The sequence below is a fragment of the Pantoea sp. Mb-10 genome (assembly GCF_021272205.1).
Taxonomy (GTDB): Bacteria; Pseudomonadota; Gammaproteobacteria; order Enterobacterales; family Enterobacteriaceae; genus Pantoea.
In genome coordinates this window covers 1-24928 of sequence record NZ_JAJSDX010000012.1, presented here as the reverse complement: position 1 = coordinate 24928, position 24928 = coordinate 1, and the positions used below count along the sequence as shown (strand labels likewise).

Genomic DNA, 24928 nt, shown 5'->3' with positions numbered 1-24928 from the left:
CGCGCGGAGCAGGTTGATAAATTGCCCGGCCCGTCTACGCTGAAAAAACAGTGTGAAAAAATGACCTTCCGCGTGGCCCGGCGATCTGATGGACAAAATCAACGCACTACTCGATGAGATTTACGAAGGCAGCTTTCCGCTTGCAGCGCGGGAACGTCTGCTCTCCCACATTCGCGCAGCACGCGATCGGGTGAAACTGCCGCGTAAGGCGCATTGGGACGAAAAAGACGTGGTGCTGATTACCTACGCCGATCAGTTCCGCGAACCCGAGCAGCCCACGCTGTCGAGCTTTTCCCGCTTCTTTCAGCAGCATCTGCAATCCACTTTTAATCTGGTGCACCTGCTGCCCTTTTTCCCCTACTCATCCGACGATGGTTTCTCGGTTATCGATTACCACAAAGTCAATGCCATCTGCGGCGATTGGCAACATATCGCGGCGCTGCATAGCGAAACGCGCCTGATGTTCGACTTTGTCTGCAATCATATGTCGGCACACAGCGCCTGGTTTCGCCACTATTTGGCGCAGGATCCCGGCTGGGACGACTTTTTCATCAGTATGCCGCCGGCCACCGATCTCAGCGCCGTGACGCGCCCGCGCACCTCTCCTCTGCTCACGCCTTTCACCCTGGCTAACGGCGAGACGCATTTTATCTGGACCACGTTTAGCGCCGATCAAATCGATCTCAACTTCGCCAATCCCGAGGTGCTGATTCGCATGGTCGGCGTACTGCTCGACTACCTGAACAAGGGCGCGGATTATGTCCGTTTGGATGCCGTCGGCTATATGTGGAAAACACCGGGCACCCCGTGTATCCACCTGCCAAAAACCCATCAGCTGGTAAAATTGTTCCGCGCCATCGCGGATGAAGTGGCACCGGGCACGGTGATCATTACCGAAACCAACGTGCCGCATAAAGACAACATCAGCTACTTCGGTAACGGCCATGACGAAGCCCAAATGGTGTACCAGTTTTCACTGCCGCCGCTGGTGCTGCATGCTATTCACTCTGGCTCGGCGCGCGCGCTACGTCAGTGGGCTAGCACGCTGGCATTGGGCAACGGCGGCACCACATTCTTTAATTTCCTTGCCTCACACGATGGGATTGGCCTGAATCCGGCGCGCGGCATTTTATCTGAACCGGAGATTGGGGCGCTGGTGCGCGAGCTGGCACTGGAGGGGGCGCTGGTCTCCTACAAAAACAATCCTGATGGCACCACCAGCCCGTATGAAGTGAACGTCACTTACCTGGATGCCCTGAATCATCAAAGCGATGACGATGAGACGCGGCTGCGACGCTTTTTGCTGGCGCACGCCATTCTGCTGGCGTTTCCGGGCGTGCCCGCCATTTATATTCAAAGCATTCTGGGATCGCGCAATGACCACGAGGGCGTGCGCGCCGCCGGGCATAACCGCGCCATCAACCGTGAAAAATACAGCCTGCGCGAAGTGGAACAGTGGATCGGCGGGGGCAATGCGCTGCGTCAGCAGGTGTTTGAACGCCTCAGCGCGCTCATTCAGCTGCGCACGCGTCAGCCCGCGTTTCATCCCGACAATCCCATGACGCTGCTGGAGAGTGACAATGCGCTGCTGATGTTCCGTCGCCACGCGCCGGACAGCGATGAAGGATTACTGTGCGTGTTTAATCTGAGCGGTCGGGAGGTCACGATGACGCTGCCGCAGGCGCGGCGCTATCAGGATGTCATCAGCGGGCGTAAACTTGATGGCAGCGAGCCGATCGCGCTCGCTGCATGGCAATTTATGTGGTTGCGCGGCTAATTACTTGTACACGTCTGCCGTGGCGCTGAACTTGCCGTGTTCACGACCGGCGATCACCATGAAGTACTTGCCCCCTTTCTCATCGGCCGCTTTTGACAGCACGCGCTTGGCATCCATTGGCGAGGTGGTTTCCGCCGTGGTGTTTACCGTGCCGATCTTAGTCAGGTTCATTTTTTTCACTTCTTCTTTGGTCACTTCCTTCGCCGCAAACGCCGAAAACGACACCGCACCCATCACCAGAGAAGCTACAGCCCATTTCATCATCTTCATTGCCAAATCCTCATCCATATTTTCCATTATTGGGATGTGAGCGTTCGCGAAGCACCACTGGCGGGAAAGATGATTGATTCACGCCGCAAAACGAGGCAGCTCACGAGAAAAGTATTGCCGCTGGTGGCGAATTTGCCACTGCGGCAACGGATTTAGCCTGGAAGGCGGTGAAGAAAGGCGATAATTTCCTGACAAAACGCCTCGGGATGCGAGATAAACGGTGCGTGCGCTGCTTTCTCCATCGTCACCGAGTGAGAGTTGGGCAATGCCTCATCCAGCCGGGTGGCGATGCGGCGCGGCACCAGACCGTCCAGCGCGCCATACAGCCGCAGAAACGGTAGGTTAAGCTGCGTTAACGCGCTGCGTAAGTCCACGTCACGCAGGAGAGTGAGGCCGGCTTCCAGCACCGCGATATCCGGCATCGGCTGCGCCAGCACCGCCTCTTTCAGCTGGCGTGCATCCTGACGCGCACTGTCCGTGCCAAGCGTTTGTAATGCCAGGAAGCGCTCCACGGTGCGCTGAAAATCGCCGCTTAACTGCTGCTGAAAGTTCGCCAGCGTCTCCGGTTTAATACCGGGCCAATCCTCTTGGGCGCAGAAGCAGGGCGAAGAGGCCACGCTGATGAGCGCCGATACCCTATCGGGCCGCGTCAGTGCCAACTGGCTGGCCACCAGCCCACCCAACGACCATCCCAGCAGCGCCGCGCGCGCGGGAATGACGGGCAGCAGCGAGTGCGCCATCTCCGCCAGCGACAGCGGCCCATATTCACGGCTGCGACCGTAGCCCGGCAGATCGATCAGATGCAGGCGAAAATGCGGCGCGAGCCGCGGAATAATGCTTTGCCACACGTCGGCATTCAACCCCCAGCCGTGCAGCAGCACAAGATCGGTGTCGCCTGCACCCGTGGTGTGACAATAAAGCGAAGGCATCAGATACACTCCTGTATCGCGAAAAGGAGGTCGCTATGCTAGCAATCCCAACGCTGTGTTGGCTATGTGCATTGCCGCTGCGCATCGCTGTACACGGCATATGCAGCCGCTGCCTGCGGCACATTCCGCCCTTGCCCTCACTCTGCCCGCGCTGCGGCTTACCCGCCAGCGGCAATGCGCCCTGCGGACGCTGTTTACGCCAGCCACCGCGCTGGCACAGCCTGACGTGCGTTAGTGACTATCGTCCGCCGCTCAGTGACTGGGTGCTACAGCTGAAGTTTACGCGCGCGACCGCACTCAGGGTGATGCTGGCGCGACTGCTTTTGTTAAAATTATTAACAATGCGGCGTGAAGGTCATCTTCCGTCGCTGGATTTGGTGCTGAGCGTGCCGCTGCACCGGCACCGGGCCTGGCAGCGCGGTTACAACCAAGCGGCCCTGCTGGCCCAACCCGTGGCGCATTGGCTGGGCTGCGAATATCACGACGGGCTGCGCCGTATCCGCCACGGCGCGGTTCAGCACTCGCTCAGCGCTCGCGACCGCAAATCCAATCTATGCGGCGCCTTTCGCCTTGAAACGGCGGTGCAGGGACGCCATATCCTGCTGATTGACGATGTGGTGACTACCGGAAGTACGGTGGCGGAAATTTGCCGCATTTTGCTGGCGCAGGGCGCGTCCAGCGTACATATAGGCTGCCTGTGCCGTACCTTGTAGAGCGGCGGCGTTGGGCGTATTATAACCAAGTAATTTAGTCAACTATTGAGCTATCGCCATGATCCGTATTACTGATGCTGCGCAAGAGCACTTTGCCAAACTGCTGTCAAAACAGGAAGATGGCACCCAGATTCGCGTATTTGTGATCAACCCAGGTACGCCAACCGCGGAATGCGGCGTGTCGTATTGCCCGCCTGATGCGGTCGAAGCCACTGACACCGAACTGAAATTTGAGAAGATTTCTGCTTACGTTGATGAATTAAGCGCGCCTTACCTTGAAGACGCCGAGATTGATTTCGTCACCGATAACCTCGGTTCTCAGCTCACGCTGAAAGCCCCTAACGCCAAAATGCGTAAAGTCGCGGACGACGCGCCGATGGTCGAGCGCGTTGAATACCTGCTTCAGTCGCAGATTAACCCACAGCTGGCAGGCCACGGTGGCCGCGTGTCACTGATGGAGATCACCGATGACGGTTTTGCCGTCCTGCAGTTTGGCGGTGGCTGTAACGGTTGTTCCATGATTGACGTGACGCTGAAAGATGGCATTGAAAAAGAGCTGCTGGCAGCGTTCCCGGAGTTAAAAGGGGTACGCGATCTCACTGAACACCAGCGCGGTGAGCACTCTTATTATTGATGTCTCTGCGGCAGCGCGCCCGCGCTGCCGCAATCCCTACTCTTTCTTACGCGCCTCGCTTACCGCCTTCAGCACTTTTTTCACCGCCTTGTCCGCGAACATGGCCTCCAGCGTGACGTTGACTTTTCGCCGCCAGTTAGGGTATTCATCCACCGTGCCCGGCACGTTCACCGGTGCGGTCATGCCCAACCAATCTTCCGGCTGCAGCCCCAGCAGCGCGCTCTCGGTCTGGGCCAGGTAACGGTGCATTGCAACGTTCAGCGCGGGGGTCATGGCCGTATTGCGCGGCACGCTTGTCAGAGTACCTGCCTGCTGCAGGGCTTCCAGCAGCGCCTGCTTTTGCACGTCACGCTGCTGCTGCAGGTCGCGTAAAGCCTCACCGTCGTACATGCCAAATTTTTCCCCCAGCGCCAGATCGCCCGCCTGCCAGAATCCCGCCAACGTGGGCAAGTCGTGGGTGCTGGCGCTTGCGATGGACTGCCGCGGCCAGGCGTCGGGCTGACGATAGCGCCCCTGCGCATCCTGCTCAAAAAACAGGACTTTCCACGAAAAGATCCCGCTGTCGCGCAGCATACGTACGATCTCTTTGGGCACCGTACCCAGATCTTCCCCGATCACCATACAGCGGTGGCGATGGCTCTCCAGCGCCAAAATCGCCAGCAGATCCCGTACTGGATAGGCGACATACGCCCCTTTATCGGCGCCTTCGCCGTAGGGGATCCACCACAAACGCAGCAGCGCCATCACATGATCGATGCGCAGCGCGCCGCAGTCGCGCATATTGGCGCGCAGAAGATCAATAAAAGGTTGATAGCCCCGCGCGCGCATGACGTGCGGATCGAGCGGCGGCAGTCCCCAATTTTGCCCCAGCGGCCCAAGGCGATCCGGCGGCGCGCCTACCGAGGCACCCAGCTTATATAGCTGCGGATCTTGCCAGGTTTCTGCGCTCTGCTGCGCCACGCCAACCGCCAGATCGCGGTAGAGTCCTACCGTCATGCCCAACTGCTGGCTGCGCTGCCAGCAAGCGGCAAACTGCTGCTGGGCCAGGAACTGCAGCCAGCTCCAGAAGCGGATCTCGTCCTCATGCTCTGCGCACCAGGCCTGCACCTCAGGCTGCTGCGGATTGTGCCAGCCTTCCGGCCACGTCGGCCAGCCCCATGCCCCAGAGGCGTCCTGTGTGCGTTCGGTCAACAGGGCGTCGAAGGCCGCCTGATAGCGCAGGTGATCACCGCCTTCGGCCAGAAAGGCCTCAAACGCGGCATCCGCCGCATAAGTCGGCCATGCCAGGCGCAGCGCGTGTAGCTTGAGCGCCGCCACTGCCGGGTAATCCACCCAGTCGCTGGCGCGCGCGTTTTCCAGCGCCTTGCGCGTGTTCGCCTGCTGCCACCAGCGCTGCGCTGCGTGACTTTCGCTGAAAGCGGCAACCTGAGTGACGTCGATATACAGCACATTGAGCCAGCGACGCGACGACGGGCTGTAAGGGCTGGCAAAGGCCGCATGGGCAGGATAGAGCGCATGCAGCGGGTTCAGCCCGACAAAATCGCCGCCGTGCTGCGCGACCTTTTCCAGCATCTGCTGCAGATCGCCAAAGTCACCGATGCCCCAGTTGCGCTCGGATCGCAGCGTATAGAGCTGCACCAGCGCCCCCCAGCGCTTTTCACCTTGTGCCAGCGCGGCGGGCAGATAGCAGCGGCGCGGCGCGATGATAAGGCGCGTGTGCCACTGCTTACGCCCTTTGCGCAGCGTGAGCTGGTGATAGCCTTGCGCCAGCCGCGGCGGCAGGATCAGCACCTCACCGCCCTGAACGCTGCCGCTAAACGTCTTACCGCCCTCGGTCTCCAGCGTCCAAAGAAATTCTCCGCTGCCCTCAACCGGCAACCGCCGCTTGTCACGCACGGTAAACACCTGCACCGGCGGCAGCGGTAGCGTGCCTTGGGGCGTTTCCATCACCGCCAATAAAGCCCGTTTCGTCTCGTCGCTGATGGTTTCCGCTTCCCCCTTTGCATTGATAAAGTCCACCGCGATGCCCGCATCACGCGCGGCCTGATCAAGGTTGCCGTTCTTCATTGCGCCTCCTATGGCACGGTGCGCCTCAGTGTGCACCTGGCAAAATAGTGGGTGTGCTTGCGATTCACGCCGGATCGGGTCCGTGTTCCGCCTTACTGCTCGCGCACGGGTGTTAGGATGTGTAGGTCGCTTCAACCTGCTGCACCGCAACAGGCGTCAGCCTCCGCCAGCCATCGCCCGCTATTGAAGCAGGTGCGCAACAGCGTGATCCCTCACTGTAATTCCTGTGAATCCACAGAAGTTCCAGGCGAGCGCACAACAGAAAAGTAAGTAAAGCTGGGCATACGGGAAAAAGCGACAGGGAAATGAAGGGATAATTAAAAAAGCGGCATCATGCGGCACGCAGCGGGCGGCCCGTAGGCCGCACGCAGGACTTAACACAGCTCCAGATGCACCTCGTGTTGCTCAATGACTTTAAGCACGCTGGCAGGCGGCGTTTTATCCGTGTAGAGATAATCGATCAGGCTCATGCTGCCCAGGTTCACCATGGCATTACGGCCAAATTTGGAGTGGTCCACGACCAGCATCACGCAGCGGGAATTATCAATGATAGCGCGCTTGGTACGCACTTCATGATAATCAAACTCCAGCAGCGAACCGTCCATATCGATGCCGCTGATGCCCAGAATGCCGTAATCGAGGCGGAACTGGGAGATGAAGTCGAGCGTGGCTTCGCCCATGATGCCACCATCGCGAGTGCGTACTTCGCCGCCAGCAATAATGACGCGGAAATCGGGCTTGCTCATCAGTAAAATTGCCACGTTGAGGTTGTTGGTCACCACGCGCAGATTATTGTGATTCATCAGCGCATGCGCCACCGCTTCGGGCGTGGTGCCGATATCAATAAACAGCGTTGCGCCATCGGGGATCTGGCTGGCAACGCGTTCGGCGATGCGCGCTTTTTCCACCGACCACATCATTTTACGATCCTGCCACGCGGTATTTTCTGAGCTGGAAGGCAGCGCCGCGCCGCCGTGGTGCCGCTGAATTTTGTTCTGATCGGCCAGATCGTTCAGATCGCGCCGAATGGTTTGCGGGCTCACTTCAAAGTGATCCACCAGCTCTTCCGTGCTGACATATCCCTGACGCCGGACCAGATCGATAATGGCGTCATGACGTTGCGTCTGCTTCACATCTCTCTCCTCGGCTCACCGCCGTTTTCTTGTTCTTCCTGGATTAGCGGCGCGCCCGGCCGCGCGTGTCCACAAACGCCATCGCCAGTCCCACCAGCATGCCGGTGACGTGCGCCGCATTGGCGATGGACAGGCCAAACGCGCCATACCAGCCGATAATCAGCCATACAATAGCGAAGCCTATTAGCCCGCGCTCCAGATAAATGCCGCTTTCGGGATCGCGCTCGCCGCGCAGCCAGCAGTAGCCCATCAGCGCGTAAACTACGCCCGACAAGCCGCCAAACAGTACGCCGCTAAATTTCGCCTGCATCCAGCCGCTTAATAGCGCGGAAATGAGCATTATCACAAATAATTTGCCGCTGCCCAGCCGCTTCTCAACCGCACCACCGAGGTACCACCACCACATCACATTAAACAGGATGTGCAACAGCGAGAAGTGGAGCAGCGCGTGGCTAAACCAGCGCCAAACCTGAAAGTATTGCGAGGCGTCCGCAGGCCATCCCAGCCACATCAGCACCGTTTCATCGCCGACAATCTGCATCAAAATAAAGACCGCGATGCAGGCGAACATCACCGTCATAGTGAGCGGTCCTGCGCGTTCGCGAATGGTTTGCCATATCGGCGTGCGCGCATAGCGTAAGCCCGTTTGCGTGTTGCCCGTCTGCCAGCTGGCCGCCTGGTAACGAGGATGATTGGGATCGCGGACAAACTGGGCAAGTTCGTTCTCTACCATCGACAGCTGTGATTCGTCATCCAGCACAATCACATAGTGACTTTCGCGCTCGATACGCAAGGTGACGCCGCGCGTCGCCATGTAATCAACAAACGCCTGCGCCATGCGTGGATGGTTAAATTGGGTCACGCGCATCATGCCATGCACTCCTTCCTCAAGAGGTTGACTCAAATGCTGCCTGCGGCAACCTGCGCGGGAAAGGCCAGACGCCAAGCGTCATAGCCGCCGTCAATGCTATAGGCAGCGCTAAAACCCTGACTGAGCAAGAACTGCGCCGCGCCTTTACTGCTGTTGCCGTGGTAGCACATCACCAGCACCGGCGACGCGCGGTCTGCCTCGGCGAGAAAAGCAGCCAAATTATCATTATTAAGGTGGCGCGCACCCGCTGCGTGGCCTAGCGCAAAGCTTTGTGGATCGCGAATATCCACCAGCTGCGCGCCCTGCGCCAGTTGGTCCTGCGCTTGCTGAACAGTAATACACTCGAAGGTTTCCATGGTGTCTCTCATTGCCTCGTTTCAACCGGCGCTTAGTTTACCCTGAGATACCGTCTCAATAACCTGATAATAAAGAGGGTTATTGGTTTTTTTCCATGATGGAATGTTAGCTATATCACGCAAAAATGTTTTTATTGGGTTAAGCGCTGGCGTAAATGTTGGTTTCCGATTATTATTACGCTCGAAAACGAACATTTAAGAACTATTCCGAACATCGGAGGAGATGACGTGGAAACCAAAGACCTGATCGTGATCGGCGGCGGCATCAACGGTGCCGGCATTGCAGTGGACGCTGCAGGACGCGGACTGTCGGTGCTCATGCTCGAAGCGCAGGATTTGGCCTGCGCGACATCGTCTAACAGTTCCAAGCTGATTCACGGTGGCTTGCGCTACCTTGAGCACTATGAGTTTCGCCTGGTCGGCGAAGCGCTGGCGGAGCGTGAAGTGCTGTTGAAAATGGCGCCGCATATCGCTTTCCCTATGCGTTTTCGCTTGCCCCACCGCCCGCATCTGCGTCCCGCGTGGATGATCCGCCTCGGGCTGTTTATGTACGATCGTTTAGGCAAGCGCACCACGTTACCCGGCAGTAAAGGCCTGCGTTTTGGCGCGGATTCGGCACTCAAGCCTGAAATCAAGCGCGGTTTCGAATATTCCGACTGCTGGGTCGATGATGCGCGCATGGTGGTGTTGAACGCGCAGGAAGTCGTGAAACAGGGCGGCGAAGTGCGTACCCGCACCCGCGTAACGCGCGCCTGGCGTGAAGGTGGCCTGTGGATGGTTGAAGCTGAAGATGTCGATACTGGCAAAACCTTTACCTGGCGCGCCAAAGGCCTGGTGAACGCCGCAGGTCCATGGGTGAAAACCTTCTTCGATGACGGCCTGCAGCTGAAATCGCCGTACGGCATCCGTCTCATCAAAGGCAGCCATATTGTGGTGCCGCGCGTACACCGCGAGAAGCAGGCGTATATCCTGCAGAATGAAGATAACCGTATCGTGTTTGTGATCCCGTGGATGGATGAGTTCTCTATCATCGGCACCACTGACGTGGAATACAAAGGCGATCCGAAAAACGTCAAAATTGATGAAAACGAAACGCGTTACCTGCTGAAAGTCTACAACGACCACTTCAAACAGCAGCTGACACCCGAGGATATCGTTTGGACTTACTCCGGCGTGCGTCCGCTGTGTGATGATGAATCGGATTCGCCACAGGCCATCACGCGTGATTACACGTTAGATGTGCACGACGATAACGGCCAAACGCCGCTGCTGTCGGTGTTCGGCGGTAAACTGACGACCTATCGCAAGCTGGCCGAACACGCGATGGAAAAACTGGCGAAGTACTACCCTAACGCCGGTCCAGCCTGGACAAAATCGGCCGTGTTACCTGGCGGTGATTTCTCTGGTACGCGCGACGATTACGCCGCTAGCCTGCGCCGTCGCTATCCGTTTATCAGTGAAGGTATGGCGCGCCATTACGCCTTCACCTACGGCAGCCGTACCGAAACGCTGCTGGAAGGGGCAACCAGCCTGGCGGATTTGGGTGAAAACTTCGGGCATGAGTTCTACGAAGCGGAGCTGCGTTATCTGGTGAATCACGAATGGGTGCGCGAACTGGATGATGCGATCTGGCGCCGTACCAAGCAAGGTATGTGGCTGGGCGAAAACGAACAGGCGCGTATTCGTGAGTGGCTGGCGGAACACGGCAAGAAACCGGCGCTGTCGCTGGCATCCTGATCGCCGTCCGCATGAAAAAGGGCACCCCTGGGGTGCCCTTTTTGCGTTTACAGGCCGGCGTGTTCGCGAATGTATTTTCGCGCTTTCACCGCATATTCAAAGGGGTTCGCCAGCGCCGGATCCTGCTCCGCCTCCACCACCATCCAGCCTTTATAGCCATAATCGTCGAGGATGCGGAACACCGGATCGAAGTCGATGACGCCGTCACCCGGTACGGTGAAGGTGCCTTTCTTCACGCCATCAAGAAACGAAAGCGACTGCGCTCGCACCTCCGCCACTACGTTATCGCGCACGTCTTTGAGGTGAACGTGGAAAATGCGCGGCAGATGCTTTTTCAGCACGTCCAGCATCACTTGCTGTGAGCCTTCGGAATAGTAAATATGGCCGGTATCAAACAGCAGCCCGACGTCGTCGTGGGTTTCTGCCATAAAGCGGTCGATTTCCGCAGGCGTTTGGATCGCCGTCCCCATGTGATGATGCAGGCACACGCGCATGCCCTTCTCCGCCGCGAGCTGCGCCAGGGTGTTGTAACCGTCCGCCGTGTGCTGCCACTGCTCGTCGCTGAACACCGGTTTCTGTTCCAGCACCGGCAGCGCCGTGCCCTGAATGCTTTGGCTTTGTTCAGAGCAGCCAATCACGCGCGCGCCCATGGCGTGCAGGAAATTCATATGATTAACAAACTGATCGATGGTTTTAGCTTTATCGCCGTTGGCAAAAAAGGTACTGAACCACGCATTGCAGATCTCAATGCCGCGAATATCCAGCAGCGGTTTCAATACGGCGGGCTCACGCGGGTATTTGCTGCCCACTTCGCTGCCGGTGAACCCCGCCAGTGCCATTTCACTCACCGTTTGCTGAAAGGTGTTTTCGCTGCCCAGCTCCGGCATGTCATCGTTGGTCCAGCCAATCGGCGCAATCGCCAGCTTTACGTTATCTTTGTTCATTGCATGTCCCTGATACAGAGGATAAAAGGCCGCATTATTTGGCGTAAAATGCAGGGCGTGGCGGCATGGTGACCGGCTCAATCGCCCCGCTGTTTTGCGCTTTCAGGCATGCATCGGCGGCCACCGAGGCGGCAAAGCCATCCCACGCGGACGGCCCGGTTAACTGGCCGCTTTTCACGTCGTTAATAAATGCCTGTAGCTCCACGTCATAGGCATCAATGAAGCGATCTTTCCAGTCGGTCAGCAGCGGCGTGCCCAGGCACGCATTTTTGCGCGTTTGGATCGCCGACGGCTCCGGCAGCTTGGCGATGCCCTCTTCACCGACCACTTCGCACTGAATGTCGTAGCCGTAGGCGCAATTCACGAAGATCTCCACGTCGATGCGGATACCCTTTTGCGTTTCAAACAGCACGATCTGCGGATCTTTCAGGTTGGCGTGCGACTTCGACGTCACGCGCGGGAAAACGACCTGCACCGTTTTGTAGTCATCTTCGGTGAGCCAGCGCAGCACATCCAGCTCGTGAATCAGGGTATTGGTGATGGCCATATCGGTGGTGTAGTTCTCACCGACGCTTTGGTTACGGTGCGCGCAGTGCAGCATCAGCGGTTCGCCGATCTCGCCGTCTGCAATGACCTTTTTCAGCGCGCGATAGCCCGCATCGTACGGACGCATAAAGCCGACCTGCACCAGACGTTTCCCATGCGCGATCTCGGCGTCAACGATGCGACGGCAGCCTTCGGCGCTCATGGCCAGCGGCTTTTCGCAGAACACCGGCTTGCCCGCTTTGATCGCCGCAAGCGTGAACTCTTCATGTGTGGGGTCCCAGGACGTCACCAGTACCGCATCCACGTCCGGCGAGTTAATCACCTGGTGACCGTTCTCATAGACTTCGGCGTCGATGTTCAGACGCTGCAAGGCGGCACGTGCGCCCTCCACGTTGATGTCGGACACCGCCACCACGCGGGCGCCCTGCAGCACATTGTTGCAGCGGCGAATATGTTCCTGACCAATTGCACCGGTACCAATTACACCGAGTTTGAGCGTCATAGTTACACCTGTAGAGTCGGATAAGCGAAAGAGAGAACAAGGCCGGGCGCACCGGCCTGGCAGGATTAATATTTGCGCGCCTGCGCAATATGCTGGTTGAGCTTGTCAGCGACCTGCTGGGTGCGTTCAGACGTGGAGGTTTGCGCCACGCCCACGTGCCACCAGCTGAAATACTTGTGCACCATGGTTTTGGGCAGCACTTTGATGTCGATAAGGGTGGAGACGGTTTGCTGCTGCGCATCAGCGAGCGCGGCTTTGAGCTGCTCCAGCGTGGTCACACGGTAGGTTTTACAGCCGTAGCCGCTGGCAATCGCCGCGAAATCCACCGGCACAAAGCCGCCGTCCAGTTTGCCGCCTTCCGCATTGCGGAAGCGGAACTCGGTGCTAAAGCTGTCCATGCCATGCTCCATCTGCAGGTTGTTGATGCAGCCATTGGTCATGTTATCCAGCAGAATAACGTTGATTTTTGCCCGCTCTTGAATCGAGGTCACCAGCTCGGAGTGCAGCATCATGAAGGAGCCGTCGCCCACCATCGCGTACACCTCACGCTGCGGCTGCGCCAGCTTCACACCCAGCGCGGCGTTCACTTCGTAGCCCATGCAGGAGTAGCCGTATTCCACGTGATAGGCGTTGTAGTCCTTGGTGCGCCACACGCGCTGAAGATCTCCCGGCAGGCTGCCAGCCGCAGCCACGATCACGGCGTCTTTGGGCAGCGCCTCATTCAACACGCCCAGCACGCTGCTTTGCGTCAGCACCGATTGTGTAAGGCGTTCGAACTCACCAAACAGCGCCTCACGATCGGCGTGATCGGCAATTTCCGGTATAAAGTCTTCGGCGTTCCAGACGGCGCTGTACACGCGCTGCGTCTCTTTCAGTAGCTGGCTCTGCGCCTGCGCAATCTGCTCACCCCATTGATTATCAAAGCCTTGCAGCTCGGCCTCCAGCGCGGTCAGCGCTTCGCGGGCGTCCGCCAGCAGCTGCACGCCATCCAGCTTGTAGCTGTCAAAATTGCTGACGTTGATATTGAGATGGCTGACCTCGGGATGCTGGAAAATCCACTTCGACGCGGTGGTGAAATCGGTGTAGCGCGTGCCAATGCCGATCACCAGGTCCGCCTCTTTGGCCAGCAGGTTAGCCGCCAGACAGCCGGTTTCTCCCACGCCGCCGACGTTCAGCGGATGGTCGGACACGATGGTGCCCTTACCCGCCTGGGTTTCCGCAAACGGGATGTTGAAACGCTCGGCGAATTTCACCAGCGCCGCGCCCGCGTCGGAATATTTGACGCCGCCGCCCACCACAATTAGCGGCTTATGCTTACGCCCGATCAGCGCCAGCGCGTCCGCCAGCTGGGCGGGCGCAGGCGGACGGCGATCCAGACGGTGTACCCGCTTCTGGAAGAAGTAGTCTGGGAAATCCCAGGCTTCGGCCTGTACATCCTGCGGCAATGCCAGCGTGACCGCGCCGGTTTCAGCCGGATCGGTCAGCACGCGCAGCGCATTGATGCAGGCGCTCATCAACTGTTCAGGACGGTTCACGCGATCCCAATATTTACTCACGGCGCGGAAGGCATCGTTGGTGCTGAGGCTGAGATCGTGACTCTGTTCAATCTGCTGTAACACCGGATCGGGCTGACGCGTGGCAAACACGTCGCCAGGCAGCAGCAGCAAGGGAATACGGTTTGCCGTAGCGGTCGCGGCGGCGGTGATCATATTGGCAGCCCCCGGCCCAACGGAAGAAGAGCACGCGATAATCTGACGACGCAGCGACTGCTTGGCATAGCCCATTGCGGCATGGGCCATCCCCTGTTCATTGCGCCCCTGATATACCACCAGATCGCCGCTATCTTGTTCCAGCGCCTGGCCCATGCCCAGCACGTTGCCGTGACCAAAAATAGCGAAAATGCCTTTCACGAATTTGGTCTCAACGCCATCAACGTTCAGGTACTGGTTGTCCAGAAATTTCACCAGCGCCTGCGCGGTGGTAAGTCTGATTGTGCCCATGTGTCTCTTCCTTTCCCTGCCGGCGCCCGAGGCCGGGGCCGGCGCGATTCGGGGGGTGCGATGGTGCAAAACACCCGCTGATAAGTGAAACGTGTGGCGATTATAAACAAATATTTTTTTCACAAAACACGATTACAGAAGAAACATTTCATTTTGCGATAGAGATCAAATTCGCTTCTGAAATGCGCCGGCGGGTGCAGCCACGCCGGTTAAAGTGAAACGCCTGACGGTGAGTTATCGGCGTCAACGAAATTTCATTTCACTTCAGCACCTTCTTCTTTTCGGGTTGGTTTTCCTGCGACTTGGCTCACAAGCCTGAGCATCCCTGATCTTCACGTGCGTGAACGTCACCCATGGCAACAAGAGCAGAGTTTTACCTGGCTCACAAAATCGCGATGGATGTTTCATTTCAGTTTGTATTTGGAATTTTCATTCCTCATACTGCCACCCTAGCCATCAGGCACCTTACGACCCCGTCAGCAGGAAGTTACCTGCCGGGCGTTCGCGCTCCGTGTCTGCTTATCACAGAAGGAAACCACAGGTATGAGTACACAACAGAAGCGGCTTGATGTGATTTGTATCGGACGCATCGCCGTTGATCTCTACGGTCAGCAAATCGGATCGCGCCTGGAAGACATGACCAGCTTTAACAAATATCTGGGGGGATCGTCCGGCAATGTGGCGTACGGTACGGCGATTCAAGGGCTCAAATCTGCCATGCTGGCGCGCGTGGGAGATGAACACAACGGTCGCTTTCTGCGTGAGGCATTGCAGCGCGTGGGCTGTAATACCGACGGTCTCATCACGGATAAAAACCGCCTCACGGCGCTGGTGATCCTCGGCATTAAAGATGAAGAGACGTTTCCACTCATTTTTTATCGCGATAACTGCGCGGACATGGGCCTGGTGCCAGAGGATATTCAGGAATCCTTCATTACGTCTTCGCGCGCCGTGGCGGTGACCGGTACGCACCTTTCGCACCCGCAAACCCGCGCGGCGGTGCTGAAAGCGCTTGATATTGCGAAACGCAACGGCCTGCGCACGGCGCTGGACATTGATTACCGTCCGGTGCTGTGGGGTTTGACCTCCCTGGGCGACGGTGAAACGCGTTTCATTGAATCGGGCGAGGTAACGCGTCAGCTGCAGGAAGTGTTGCACTATTTCGATCTGATCGTGGGTACAGAAGAGGAGTTTCATATTGCCGGGGGCAGTACCGATACCCTGACGGCGCTGAAAAACGTACGCCAGGCCAGCGGCGCCACCTTGGTATGCAAACGCGGCCCACTGGGCTGTGTGGTATTTGAGAACGCCATCCCTGAGAGCTGGGAGCAAACCACGCTGCACAGCGGCGTGCGGGTAGACGTGCTCAACGTGCTGGGCGCGGGCGATGCATTTATGTCTGGTCTACTGCGCGGCTGGCTTAACGACGAAGGGTGGGAGCAGGCGTGTCGCTACGCCAACGCCTGCGGCGCGCTGGTGGTATCACGCCACGGCTGTGCGCCCGCGATGCCGACCAAAGAGGAACTGGATGATTTTCTCAGCCGCGACCGCGAGGTCACGCGCCCCGATCGCGACGCCAGGCTGAATCATCTGCACCGCGTGACCACGCGCCGACAAGCATGGCCTGAACTGAATGTCTTTGCGTTTGACCACCGCAAGCAGCTGCAGGATATGGCGCGTGAGGCGGGCGTCAGTGATGCGCGCATTCCGGCGCTGAAACTGCTGCTGCTGCAGGCCGCTGAAGACGCCGCCAATGAGGCGGGCCTGAATGAGAAGAGCGGTATTCTCGCCGACACCACTTATGGCCAAAAAGCCCTGAATGCCATCACTGGCAAGCACTGGTGGATTGGGCGTCCCATTGAGCTACCCGGCTCGCGCCCGCTGCGCCTTGAGCACGGCAATATCGGCTCGCAGCTGGTGGATTGGCCTGCCGATCACGTGGTGAAATGCTTGGTGTTTTACCATCCGCACGATCCCGCCGCGCTGCGTAAAGAGCAGGACGATCTTATCCTCGATGTCTGGCACGGCTGCAACAAGAGCGGACATGAGCTGCTGTTGGAAGTGATCCTGCCAGAGAGCGTGCCGGATCGTCAGGAGTCGTATTACGTCGAGATGCTGAGCCACTTTTACCAGCTGGGCGTGAAGCCTGATTGGTGGAAACTGCCGCCGCTGGCGGCTGAAACCTGGCAGGCCGTTGGCAACGTGATTGAACAGAACGATCCGCACTGTCGCGGCATCCTGCTTCTCGGTCTCGATGCGCCAGAAGAGAAGCTGAAAGCGGGCTTCGCCGCCGCCGCGCAGGCACCTTGGGTGAAAGGTTTCGCGGTGGGTCGCACCATCTTCGGCCAGCCTTCACGCCAGTGGCTCAACGGAGAGCTGGACGATCGGGCGCTGATTGAGACCGTGAAAGGCAATTATCTTCGTCTTATCGGGTATTGGCGCGCCGCACGAGGGTGAGGGGCGCCTGGCCGCGCCCAATGGCCTTGCCCTACGCGGGGGGCGTTTGCTGCTGCGCAGCAGCGGATTTGCCGCAGGCAGCGACAGGGTGCCTTCTCGCTGGCACGAAGCGTCTTCGTTCGCCATAGCACCGGCAGATGCTTTTGCCGCAGGCAGCGGCACGGTGCCTTTTCGCTGGCGCGGTGCCTCTTTCGTTCGCCATGGCACTGGCAGGTGCCTTTGCCGCGCTGCGGCGACCGAGCAGAGGGGAGATTCGCCACGGGCAGTGGCAGGGTGCCTTTTCGCTGGCACGGAGCGACTTTCGTTCGCCATGGCACTGGCAGGTGCCTCTGCCGCGTTGCGGCGACCGAGCAGAGGGGCCAGGCCGCGCCCTCTGCACTCCCCGGCCCTGCGCCAGCCCCGCTCGCCGCTGCGCGGTGCCTTCACTCCCTCAGCCTTCCTGACGGACCGGCGTCGATTCGCTCCTGCTCAACGCCGCCTCTCGCGGCATCCATGCCGCTCGCCCTGGAAGGCCTCACTCGTTCAGCGAGTGGGGATGGCGCTACCAAACCTCGCTGTGGGTCTTTTATGTTTTTCGCAGCGGCCGCGCGGCGGGAAGATTTTTAAGGTGCGCTCAGGCTGCGCTGCGTTAAGTAAAACCTTTCTTTCGCGTTTTTTGTCTTTAGACGCCAGCGCTTGGCATAAAGACTTTTAAGTAACATCCCGCCCGCACGGTGTTAACCAGAAGCCGTTTCAATCTTGTGTTTCTGTCTTCTGTTTTTTCCAGCCAGCCGCTGTCTTCTTAAACCTGCTTACAGCCATACAGACAACCCAAACGGAAAAGATAGAAAGGCCCTTACAGGCGACGGTGTTGAGCGCCATCCGGAGCGCCGAACGGAGCGTGACGGCCAGGACGAAGCGGCAGGGATGCCGCTGAGAGGGCGGAATGAGCCAGGGATGGCGAATCCGCGCGGTCCGTGAGGCTGGCGCGGCGGAGTGAGGGAACAGCGCAGGCTGGCGCAGGGCGCGGATTGCAAAGGGCCGCGCCCTCGGCCCTTTGCCCGTACGCCGCAGCGGGGCGGCTGTAACTCCCGCAGGGTTAGCGGGCGGAACCCGCGCAGAGTCAGACCAGCACAGCGGTTAGCGCGCGAGCCCGCGCAACGAAAAACCGGCATAGCGGGCCGGAACCCGCTCAGGACCGGCCCTTTGCCCGTACGCCGCAGCGGAGCGGCTGCAACTCCCGCAGGGTTAGCGGGCGGAACCCGCTCAGGGTTCGGTAAAAACCGGCTGAGCGGTCGGAACCCGCGCAGAGTCAGACCAGCACAGCGGTTAGCGCGCGAGCCCGCGCAACGAAAAACCGGCATAGCGGGCCGGAACCCGCTCAGAGGCAGGCCAGCGCAGCGGCCGGACCCCGCTCACGATTTCCCGGCTTTGCGGACCGGACTCCCGCAGCGCCCGGCCATCGCCATGGCCAGCGCCGGAACCCGCTCAGTTCCCCCCTCCTTTTGTGAGGCATTTCATAAAGCGATGAAATAGCTGAAGCGATCGCACCAAAAAAATGAAATTTTCCATCCATCTGGTACTATACCGCTCATTATCCAGCCATATTTCCTTTTTACACGGGCCGATGTGATGAACAATAACCCTACCCAATTGACCCTGTTGCAGGACGATATTCGTCGTCGTTATGAAACGCTGAGCAAGCGTTTAAAACAGGTGGCTCGTTATATTCTTGATAACAGTAATAGTATCGCGTTTGATACGGTGGCCTCGATTGCCCAGCAGGCGGATGTCCCGCCTTCAACGCTAATTCGCTTTGCCAACGCTTTTGGTTTTAGCGGCTTCAACGAAATGAAACAGGTTTTTCGTCAGCACCTGATGGAAGAAACAGTCAACTACACCGAACGCGCGCGCCTGTTCCGCCAGACCGCCACCGACGACAGTGCCAGCTCGCCGGAAAGCCCGGTAGAGATCCTGAACGTGTTTACCATGGTCAACAGCCAGGCATTACAGCAGCTGGCGATGCAGGTGAATCCTGACCAGCTCAATAAAGCAGTGAAACTGCTGAACGAGGCGGAAAATATCTACATTATCGGCCTGCGCCGCTCTTTCAGCGTGGCCTCTTATCTGGTGTACGCGCTGCGCCACCTGGAGCGGCGTGCGTTTTTGATTGACGGCCTCGGCGGGATGTTTGCCGAGCAGCTGAGTATGGTCAATCCCAAAGACGTGGTGATCGCCATCAGCTACTCGCCTTACGCGCGTGAAGCGGTAGAGTTAGTGGAACTGGGCGCGAAACGGGGCGCGCATCAGATCGCCATTACCGATAGTCAGGTGAGCCCGCTGGCCGCCTTCAGCGATGTCTGCTTTGTGGTGCGCGAAGCTCAGGTAGACGGGTTCCGCTCGCAGGTGGCTTCGCTCTGTCTGGCGCAGACGCTGGCCGTGTCGCTGGCGCTCAATAACTCCAGCGACACGGAATAAGTCCCGCGCCGCGAGACAAAAAAAGGGCAGCCAATGGCTGCCCTTTTTTACGTCGTGCCACGTTAGCGGCGGCGGGGATAATCGTCGCTGTTGACCCAGGCGTGGTCTTTCTCCCAGGTAAATTTCCACAAACGCACCGGCCCGGCCATGACGTTCAGATAATAGTTGTCGTAACCGGCCAGCGTTGCCACCGGATGATAGCCGCGCGGCACCATCACCACATCGCGGTTGTAAGGCGCCATGCAAACATCCAGCGACCGATCGTCGGTATAGACCCGCTGCATCGCAAAGCCCGGTTCTGGATCGAAACGGTGGTAGTACGTCTCCTCCAGATAAGTTTCGTCCGGGCTCTCTTTTTGGTCGTGCTTGTGGCTAGGATAGGAGCTGGTCGCACCCTCTTCGGTGTAAACCTCAACCACCAGCAAGCTATCAGCCGCTTCGCTGTCCGGCAGGATATTGTGCACCAGCCGCTGGTTGCGCCCTTTACCGCGGTGTTCCACGCCCACGTCCGCGGGCGCAATCAGGCGCGCAGGCAGATCGCCTTTGCCCGGTGCGCTGCACACCGCCAGCTCAAGATCGCTCTCGGCATGGATCTCAACCTCATCGTGGTGCGGCACATAGACCGAATAAGGCGGAATACGCTCAAACGGCGACAGCCGCTTGCCGATATTCGGAAAGTTGGCGTGGCGAGTTTTCACCGACGCCAAACCTGCTACCAGCACCAAACAGAGTTCGCGATCGCCGCTGCTCAGCGTCAGGCGCTGCCCTTTTTTCAGCAGATAGGCATCAAAGCCTACGTACTCCCACCCTGCCCGCTCAGGCGTAACGTGCTGAATACGCCCTTGGCTATCGGGCGATTGCACTTTAGAAATCAGAGACATCCGCTCTCCTCCTGCGTGGTTAGCCCAGCGTTGGCATACTGAATTCAGACACCGTCTGCTGACCGCTCGGCCAGCGCACGGTGGCGGTTTTCATGCGCGTATAGAAGCGCACGCCGTCCGGACCGTGCACATTCAGCGCACCAAACACCGAACGCTTCCAGCCACCAAAGCTGTGGAAAGCCATCGGCACAGGCACGGGCACATTAACGCCCACCATACCTGCCTCCACGTTCTGCACAAACTCGCGCGCGGTATGGCCATTACTGGTAAAGATCGCGCTGCCGTTACCGAACTCGTGGCTATTTACCAGCTGAAGCGCGCTGTCGTAGTCCGCCGCGCGCATAATGCTCAGCACCGGTCCAAAGATCTCTTCACGCCAAATCACCATCTCCGGCGTCACATTATCGAAGAGCGTGCCGCCGACGTAATACCCTTCTTCATGGCCGGGAACGCTGACGTGGCGCCCGTCCACCACCAGCTTCGCCCCTTCCTGCTCGCCTTTATCGATGTAGCCCAACACTTTTTTCTGGTGTGCGGCTGAGACCACTGGCCCCATCTCATTCTCGTCTGCGCCCTGGTGAATACCGGGGCCGACGCGCAGCGCTTTGATCAGCGGCGTCAGGCGTGCAATCAGCTTATCTGCCGTGTCGTTGCCCACCGCCACCACCACCGGCAGCGCCATGCAGCGCTCGCCAGCTGAGCCAAAAGCACCGCCCATGATGGCGTTGACGGTCGCGTCAAGATCGGCGTCTGGCATGACGATGGCATGGTTTTTCGCCGCGCCAAACGCCTGTACGCGCTTGCCGTGCGCGCTGGCGGTTTTGTAGATATGTTCTGCCACGCCCGATGAGCCAACAAAGCTCACGGCCGCGATGCGCGGGTCTTTATAGAGCTGCTCCGCGTCTTCGTTCGAGGAGTGCACCACGTTAAATACGCCGTCTGGCAGGCCCGCCTCTTTCAGCAGCTCCGCCATGCGCACCGACACCGAAGGATCCAGCGCCGGTGGCTTAAGCACAAAGGTATTGCCGCACGCCAGCGCGATCGGGAACATCCACAGCGGTACCATTGCCGGGAAGTTAAACGGCGTAATGCCCGCGACCACGCCCACCGGTTGCATCATGGAGTAACTGTCCACGCCTGACCCCACGCTGGGAGAGTTTTCGCCTTTGAGCAAATGGGGAATACCACAGGCAAACTCGATCACTTCGATACCGCGTGTCAGCTCGCCCAGCGCGTCCGACCACACTTTACCGTGCTCAGACACAATCAGCGCGGCCAGCTCATCGCGATGCTTTTCCATCAGCGCTTTAAAGTTGAACATCACGCGGGCGCGACGCAGCGGCGCGGTTTTCGACCACTCCGGAAACGCCGCGTGCGCAATTTCAATCGCCTTTTCCACTTCCGCCGCGGTGCTTTGCGTGAGTTCACGGATCACTTTGCCGGTTGCCGGATCATAGACCGGGATCGTTTCGCTGCTGGCGCTGTGGGTGATTTTGCCGCCGATGAAGTTTCCTACGATAGTCATGTCGTTGCCTCTTAGATGTGGAGTACCTGCAGGCCGCGGGGGGAAGCCGCACCACCGCCTGGCTCAAGCAAAACGGAAAGCGTGATTAGAAGCTATTACAATGAAATAAATTTTTCAAACAGTTCGTTTTAGAAAATTTCTTTTTAGCGGAGTGGATCGCACTTTTTTTCGTGAAGAGGATTGTAACGGAAAAATGCTTGCAGTTAACGTGCGTCTGACAGCGCCATTCTCTACGGCACAGGCCTTGCTGCTGCTGGCTTTATGCGTCGGTCATTGACGCACCAGGACGTACGCCCAGGCAGGAAGTACCGCGCCACACAGCGCATCGCTCACGCGACGGCAGGCCGTCGTTAAAATGAAATAAACATTCCTTTTAATGCCGCATCATGTCACCTGGCGTCTCCCTCGTGCGGCGGTGGCCCCTCGCTGCGTAGCTTACGCAATGTGCCGATAAGCGCTGCACACACCAGCAGCGCGGTCAGAAGATACACCCACGACACGCCCGCATAGTTCATGATCAACCCGGCAATCGGGCCAGTGACGCCCAGCGAGAGATCCATAAACGCGGTATAGGTTGCCAGCGCACTGCCCTGATTCTGCTGCGGCACCACTTTCACCGCCACCACGCCAATGGCTGGGAACACCAGCGAAAAACCCGCGCCGGTAAGAAAAGCACCCGCTTTTGCCATCCACGGATCCACCGCGGCCGCCACCAACAGTAGCCCCACCGCCTCTACCGCCAGGCAGACGCTGGCGACCTGTAGACCGCCGCGTTTGTTGATGGCGTTAGGGAAAAGCAGCCGCGCGCCCACAAACGCGGTGCTAAACAGCGTGAGCGCAAACGCGGCACCCTCCCAAGCTTTCTCGCGATAAAGCAGCGTAATGAAAGTCGCGATCACACCAAAACCCGCCGAGCCCATCGCCAGAATCAGGCCAAAACCGTAGATTTTTCCCAGCACGGCACGAAACGGCAGCGGCTTGGCTTTGCTGCCCTTCACCGCTGCGCGCGGCACGGCGAGTCCAATCGCCAGCAGGCTAATGGCGATGATAAGCACGGAAAGCAGCCACAAGCCGCCGCTGCGAAAAATCAGCACGCCCAGCGGCGCGCCAATTGCCATGGCGCCATAGGTGACGATCCCGTTCCACGAAATGACCCGACCAATATGCAGTGAGCCCACCCGCGCTACGCCCCACAGTGAGGTACCGGTGCCGGAGAAGCTCTGCCCGATGCCTAAAATCACGCGCCCGAGGCACAATAGCACCAGGCTTACCGCGCCCTGCCCTTCGGTAAGCGCCGCCAGCAAGATGCAGAGTCCGCTGATCAGGCAGCCCACCAGCCCCACCATCACCACCTTTTTCGGCCCCCACAGGTCGGCGTAGCGTCCGGCATGAGGACGACTCACCAGCGTGGCGATGTACTGCAGGCTGATCACCACGCCCGCCCAAAAGGCGCTGTAGCCGAGCCCGTCATGCACGAAACCCGGCAGCACCGCCAACGGCAGGCCAATAGTGAGATAGGTGGCAAAGTTGAACTTCACAATAGAAAGGATCAGCAAGTTCAGGCGAACCCGACTCAGTTCGGGTGTAGCGGCTGGGTCAGACATGGGTAAGGGCGCTCATGGGTGACAATTTTTAGTTAGAAGGCTAACTATAAGCCTTTTCACGCGCGGCGCATCCGCCAGCGTTGTGGAATCCACCGCGCTGCGCCATCGCGTTTCGCTTCCGTCCAAATAAACAGGAACTTACCGCGTTTCAGCTACACTTGGCTCAGCTATTTGTCGTTCAGGAACCGCTATGAGCAATCTGACTCAGGAAAAAATCGGCCAAAATATTTTGGTTAAAATGGCCATGCTAGTGATTATTCTGGCCGGTATTCGCGCCGCGTCCGAGATTTTGGTGCCGTTTTTACTCGCCAGCTTTTTGGCGATTGTACTGAATCCGCTGGTGACGGCGCTGATGCGCCGAGGCGTGCGCCGCAGCCTGGCAATTACGCTTGTGATCAGTGTGATTCTGATTGTGCTGTTGCTGCTGGTGGGTGTTTTGGCCAGCTCGGTGAGCGAGTTCAGCGATACCTATCCGCAGATCCGCACCCTGCTTGAACAGAAGCTAAAAGTGGTTCAACACTTTGCCGCGCAATTTCATATTAATGTCTCCACCGATGCGCTGGCGAAGCACTTTGATCCTAATCTGATTATGAATATGGCCACCACCGTACTGGCGCAGTTTTCCGGCGCCATGACCAACATTGTGCTGCTGATTCTGACGGTGATTTTTATGCTGTTTGAGGTGCGCCATCTGCCCTATAAATTGCGTAACGCGATGCTCAACCCGCAGATTCGTATCGCCGGTTTGCATAAAGCGCTGAAAGGCGTCACGCACTATCTGGCGCTGAAAACGCTGGTAAGCCTGATCACCGGGTTATCCGTTTGGTTAGTGCTGCTCCTGCTGGACGTTAAGTTTGCCCTTTTCTGGGGCATTATTGCGTTTATCATGAATTTTATCCCCAATATCGGCCCTATTATCGCCGGCATTCCGCCGTTCATTCAGGCGCTGGCGCTGAATAACATCTACGATGCCGCCTTGGTTGCCGCGCTGTTTACCGTGATTCACATGGTGTTCGGCAATATGCTGGAGCCGCGCCTGATGGGCCGCGGCTTGGGTTTATCAACGCTGGTGGTATTTTTGTCGCTGATCTTTTGGGGATGGCTGCTCGGGCCGGTTGGCATGCTTTTGTCGGTGCCGCTCACCAGCGTGACAAAGATTTTGATGGAAACCACGCCAGGCGGCGGCCGTCTGGCGATCATGTTAGGGAATGGGCGCCCAGGGGCGCGACCAAGGTAAGAGGCCAGGGCGCTGGTCTGGCGCTGCGGGAATCCGGCCCGCATAGCCGGTTTGGCACCGGCGGGTGCCGGCCGCTCAGCCGGTATGGCTATGAGCGGGTTCCGGCCCGCTATACCGGTATGGCTCTGAGCGGGTTCCGCCCGCTAATCCTGCGGCAGTTACAGCCGCCCCGCTGCGGCGTACGGGCAAAGGGCCGATGGGCGCGGCCCTTTGCAATCCGCGCCCTGCGCCAGCCTCCGCTGTTCCCTCACTCCGCCGCAACGGCCTCACGGACCGCGCGGATTCGCC

Annotated in this window: 19 protein-coding genes; 7 read left to right on the top strand and 12 right to left on the bottom strand. The window is 58.5% G+C overall.

Annotated features, from left to right (window positions below; translation table 11 throughout):
• The first annotated feature begins 88 nt into the window (after positions 1-88).
• Positions 89-1777: an alpha-amylase family glycosyl hydrolase gene (locus tag LU196_RS19175; protein WP_232761064.1), complete on the top strand. Its 1689-nt coding sequence runs from the start codon at positions 89-91 to the stop codon at positions 1775-1777.
• On the opposite strand, the gene LU196_RS19170 is transcribed toward LU196_RS19175, so the two are convergent.
• Both LU196_RS19170 and bioH read right to left on the bottom strand, forming a co-directional pair.
• The gene (locus tag LU196_RS19170; protein WP_232761066.1) at positions 1778-2047 is read right to left on the bottom strand and encodes a DUF1471 domain-containing protein; all 270 of its coding nucleotides are present in this window, start codon (positions 2045-2047) and stop codon (positions 1778-1780) included.
• Positions 2048-2199: 152 nt separating this feature from the next.
• A complete protein-coding gene (gene bioH / locus LU196_RS19165) occupies positions 2200-2976 on the bottom strand; it encodes a pimeloyl-ACP methyl ester esterase BioH (protein ID WP_232761068.1) in 777 nt (258 codons plus the stop codon).
• Positions 2977-3011: 35 nt separating this feature from the next.
• Between bioH and LU196_RS19160 the strand changes: the two genes are divergently transcribed.
• Both LU196_RS19160 and nfuA read left to right on the top strand, forming a co-directional pair.
• Positions 3012-3689: a phosphoribosyltransferase family protein gene (locus LU196_RS19160; RefSeq protein WP_232761070.1), complete on the top strand. Its 678-nt coding sequence runs from the start codon at positions 3012-3014 to the stop codon at positions 3687-3689.
• A gap of 58 nt (positions 3690-3747) precedes the next feature.
• The gene (nfuA, locus tag LU196_RS19155) at positions 3748-4323 is read left to right on the top strand and encodes a Fe-S biogenesis protein NfuA (RefSeq protein WP_232761071.1); all 576 of its coding nucleotides are present in this window, start codon (positions 3748-3750) and stop codon (positions 4321-4323) included.
• Between the two features lie 36 nt (positions 4324-4359).
• Here the strand turns inward: nfuA and malQ are convergent, their stop codons facing one another.
• From malQ to glpE, 4 genes are all read right to left on the bottom strand, one after another.
• Complete coding sequence (gene malQ / locus LU196_RS19150; protein ID WP_232761072.1) at positions 4360-6390, bottom strand: 4-alpha-glucanotransferase; 2031 nt, start codon at positions 6388-6390, stop codon at positions 4360-4362.
• Between the two features lie 374 nt (positions 6391-6764).
• A complete protein-coding gene (locus LU196_RS19145) occupies positions 6765-7523 on the bottom strand; it encodes a DeoR/GlpR family transcriptional regulator (RefSeq protein WP_232761073.1) in 759 nt (252 codons plus the stop codon).
• Between the two features lie 43 nt (positions 7524-7566).
• The gene (glpG, locus tag LU196_RS19140) at positions 7567-8391 is read right to left on the bottom strand and encodes a rhomboid family intramembrane serine protease GlpG (RefSeq protein WP_232761183.1); all 825 of its coding nucleotides are present in this window, start codon (positions 8389-8391) and stop codon (positions 7567-7569) included.
• A 32-nt stretch (positions 8392-8423) separates the two neighbouring features.
• Positions 8424-8750: a thiosulfate sulfurtransferase GlpE gene (gene glpE, locus LU196_RS19135; RefSeq protein ID WP_232761074.1), complete on the bottom strand. Its 327-nt coding sequence runs from the start codon at positions 8748-8750 to the stop codon at positions 8424-8426.
• A 228-nt stretch (positions 8751-8978) separates the two neighbouring features.
• On the opposite strand from glpE, the gene glpD reads away from it, so the two are divergent.
• Positions 8979-10487: a glycerol-3-phosphate dehydrogenase gene (gene glpD, locus LU196_RS19130; protein ID WP_232761075.1), complete on the top strand. Its 1509-nt coding sequence runs from the start codon at positions 8979-8981 to the stop codon at positions 10485-10487.
• A gap of 47 nt (positions 10488-10534) precedes the next feature.
• Here the strand turns inward: glpD and iolE are convergent, their stop codons facing one another.
• The 3 genes from iolE to iolD all read right to left on the bottom strand — a co-directional run bounded on the left by iolE (position 10535) and on the right by iolD (position 14479).
• Entirely contained in the window at positions 10535-11431 is an 897-nt protein-coding gene (gene iolE, locus LU196_RS19125; protein WP_232761077.1) for a myo-inosose-2 dehydratase, read from the bottom strand.
• A gap of 34 nt (positions 11432-11465) precedes the next feature.
• Entirely contained in the window at positions 11466-12479 is a 1014-nt protein-coding gene (locus LU196_RS19120; protein ID WP_232761078.1) for a Gfo/Idh/MocA family protein, read from the bottom strand.
• 65 nt (positions 12480-12544) lie between these two features.
• Positions 12545-14479 carry a 3D-(3,5/4)-trihydroxycyclohexane-1,2-dione acylhydrolase (decyclizing) gene (gene iolD, locus LU196_RS19115; protein ID WP_232761080.1) on the bottom strand — a complete coding sequence of 645 codons (1935 nt, stop codon included), beginning with the start codon at positions 14477-14479 and terminating at the stop codon, positions 12545-12547.
• Positions 14480-15022: 543 nt separating this feature from the next.
• Between iolD and iolC the strand changes: the two genes are divergently transcribed.
• A complete protein-coding gene (gene iolC, locus LU196_RS19110) occupies positions 15023-16936 on the top strand; it encodes a 5-dehydro-2-deoxygluconokinase (protein ID WP_232761081.1) in 1914 nt (637 codons plus the stop codon).
• A 1611-nt stretch (positions 16937-18547) separates the two neighbouring features.
• Positions 18548-19393: a MurR/RpiR family transcriptional regulator gene (locus LU196_RS19105; protein WP_232761082.1), complete on the top strand. Its 846-nt coding sequence runs from the start codon at positions 18548-18550 to the stop codon at positions 19391-19393.
• A 62-nt stretch (positions 19394-19455) separates the two neighbouring features.
• On the opposite strand, the gene iolB is transcribed toward LU196_RS19105, so the two are convergent.
• The 3 genes from iolB to LU196_RS19090 form a co-directional block, all read right to left on the bottom strand.
• The gene (iolB, locus tag LU196_RS19100) at positions 19456-20274 is read right to left on the bottom strand and encodes a 5-deoxy-glucuronate isomerase (protein ID WP_232761083.1); all 819 of its coding nucleotides are present in this window, start codon (positions 20272-20274) and stop codon (positions 19456-19458) included.
• Between the two features lie 19 nt (positions 20275-20293).
• Positions 20294-21799: a CoA-acylating methylmalonate-semialdehyde dehydrogenase gene (locus LU196_RS19095; RefSeq protein ID WP_232761084.1), complete on the bottom strand. Its 1506-nt coding sequence runs from the start codon at positions 21797-21799 to the stop codon at positions 20294-20296.
• Positions 21800-22188: 389 nt separating this feature from the next.
• Entirely contained in the window at positions 22189-23403 is a 1215-nt protein-coding gene (locus LU196_RS19090) for an MFS transporter (RefSeq protein WP_232761085.1), read from the bottom strand.
• A gap of 190 nt (positions 23404-23593) precedes the next feature.
• Here LU196_RS19090 and LU196_RS19085 point away from each other — a divergent pair, with 190 nt between their 5' ends.
• Complete coding sequence (locus LU196_RS19085; RefSeq protein ID WP_232761086.1) at positions 23594-24640, top strand: AI-2E family transporter; 1047 nt, start codon at positions 23594-23596, stop codon at positions 24638-24640.
• Positions 24641-24928: the final 288 nt, after the last annotated feature.

What these genes read in the sequence shown, in the direction of transcription:
- LU196_RS19175 (WP_232761064.1), top strand. Translation starts at nt 89, where the DNA reads ATGGACAAAATCAACGCACTACTCGATGAGATTTACGAAGGCAGCTTT.
- LU196_RS19170 (WP_232761066.1), bottom strand. Translation starts at nt 2,047, where the DNA reads ATGAAGATGATGAAATGGGCTGTAGCTTCTCTGGTGATGGGTGCGGTG.
- bioH (WP_232761068.1), bottom strand. Translation starts at nt 2,976, where the DNA reads ATGCCTTCGCTTTATTGTCACACCACGGGTGCAGGCGACACCGATCTT.
- LU196_RS19160 (WP_232761070.1), top strand. Translation starts at nt 3,012, where the DNA reads ATGCTAGCAATCCCAACGCTGTGTTGGCTATGTGCATTGCCGCTGCGC.
- nfuA (WP_232761071.1), top strand. Translation starts at nt 3,748, where the DNA reads ATGATCCGTATTACTGATGCTGCGCAAGAGCACTTTGCCAAACTGCTG.
- malQ (WP_232761072.1), bottom strand. Translation starts at nt 6,390, where the DNA reads ATGAAGAACGGCAACCTTGATCAGGCCGCGCGTGATGCGGGCATCGCG.
- glpG (WP_232761183.1), bottom strand. Translation starts at nt 8,391, where the DNA reads ATGCGCGTGACCCAATTTAACCATCCACGCATGGCGCAGGCGTTTGTT.
- glpE (WP_232761074.1), bottom strand. Translation starts at nt 8,750, where the DNA reads ATGGAAACCTTCGAGTGTATTACTGTTCAGCAAGCGCAGGACCAACTG.
- iolE (WP_232761077.1), bottom strand. Translation starts at nt 11,431, where the DNA reads ATGAACAAAGATAACGTAAAGCTGGCGATTGCGCCGATTGGCTGGACC.
- LU196_RS19120 (WP_232761078.1), bottom strand. Translation starts at nt 12,479, where the DNA reads ATGACGCTCAAACTCGGTGTAATTGGTACCGGTGCAATTGGTCAGGAA.
- iolD (WP_232761080.1), bottom strand. Translation starts at nt 14,479, where the DNA reads ATGGGCACAATCAGACTTACCACCGCGCAGGCGCTGGTGAAATTTCTG.
- iolC (WP_232761081.1), top strand. Translation starts at nt 15,023, where the DNA reads ATGAGTACACAACAGAAGCGGCTTGATGTGATTTGTATCGGACGCATC.
- LU196_RS19105 (WP_232761082.1), top strand. Translation starts at nt 18,548, where the DNA reads ATGAACAATAACCCTACCCAATTGACCCTGTTGCAGGACGATATTCGT.
- iolB (WP_232761083.1), bottom strand. Translation starts at nt 20,274, where the DNA reads ATGTCTCTGATTTCTAAAGTGCAATCGCCCGATAGCCAAGGGCGTATT.
- LU196_RS19095 (WP_232761084.1), bottom strand. Translation starts at nt 21,799, where the DNA reads ATGACTATCGTAGGAAACTTCATCGGCGGCAAAATCACCCACAGCGCC.
- LU196_RS19090 (WP_232761085.1), bottom strand. Translation starts at nt 23,403, where the DNA reads ATGTCTGACCCAGCCGCTACACCCGAACTGAGTCGGGTTCGCCTGAAC.
- LU196_RS19085 (WP_232761086.1), top strand. Translation starts at nt 23,594, where the DNA reads ATGAGCAATCTGACTCAGGAAAAAATCGGCCAAAATATTTTGGTTAAA.